This window comes from Pelagibius litoralis (assembly GCF_011683915.1).
GTDB classification, from domain to species: Bacteria; Pseudomonadota; Alphaproteobacteria; order Kiloniellales; family Kiloniellaceae; genus Pelagibius; species Pelagibius litoralis.
The window spans coordinates 1-1100 of record NZ_JAAQPH010000060.1 but is presented as its reverse complement, the minus strand read 5'-3'; the positions used below and the strand labels follow the sequence as shown (position 1 = coordinate 1100).

Annotated in this window: 1 protein-coding gene; it reads right to left on the bottom strand. The window is 65.5% G+C overall.

From position 1 onward, the window contains the following. Nucleotides 1-1100, bottom strand: a 1100-nt coding sequence (locus HBA54_RS28595; RefSeq protein WP_167232145.1) for a hypothetical protein, incomplete at both ends; no start/stop codon positions are given.

The window sequence follows — 1100 nt, the reverse complement described above, 5'->3', positions numbered from 1 at the left end:
ACGAGATCGGCGGCGGCGAGGCCGCGCCGGACGTTCTCCCGCGGATCGCGGGGCGGAAAGCGCGTCTTGGCGATGGCCTGGGCGGCCGTTTGATCGAGGAAGCCCGCGGGCACATTCCGCTTCACCAGCTCTCTGATCTGCCGCAGGCGCCCCTGCTCGTTGCGGCCGGGTGTCTTCTCCAGAACCACCTGCAGCGGCCGGCGTGACGGAATGCCTTTGGCCTTCTTGACCACACCGCGGGCCGCGGATGTCTTTCCAAGAGCGCGGGCGCCGCGCACCGGCGTGCCAGCAGCCGGGAAAGCACCGGCAAGGTAGGTGACCGTATCGATGGCCGCCTGCCGCGCACCGGCCACGTCTCCTTCGCCGATACGCTCGATCAGGCGATTTGCGGCATCTTTGTAGTCCAGCAGCGATTGCGCCTCGCCTGAACCGGGCGCAATCGACTTGATGATCTCCACCAGCTCGGGGCCGCTTGGAAAGTCGTCGTAGGTTTCCCGCAGCCGCCCGGGCGGAATGTAGAACCGGATGCCATGCCTCTGCAGCCGTTTCCATTCACCTTCAAAACCGCCGGCAATCGACCCGATGATCCCGTCACTCGGCTTCCGCTCGATGGTTTTGGAAGCCTTTTCCCTTAGCTCATAAACACGGTCGCCCGGCGGCCTCGGGACACTCATATCGACGCCGAGTTGTTCCAGCAGCGCCAGTTCGTCAGCCGGGTCGAGTTCGAAAATCTCGCCGTCGGGCTCTGCGGCTTCCTCGGTCAACCCCGTGGGTTCAGTCGCCGAAACGCCGGGAACTTCGTCAGCATCGCTACCCACACCGGGCAGATCCGGCTCCGATAGCTCGTCAGCAGGCAACGCAGATGCCGGAGGTACGCCGATACCGGCCTGACCGATAACGGCTTCAGCACTACCGCCGCCTTGAAAGTCCTCAGGAATCTCAACCGGCGCATCCGGATCTGGATTGGGTCTCACCAGCACCAGGCCGGTGTTGCGGCGGTTGCGCACCCAGAAGGCGTCCGCCGGCGCGCGGCCCTCGGCCTGCCACTTGCGGCGTTGTTCCTCGGCCACCGCGGCGACCCGTCCGGTCTTCATGAAGTG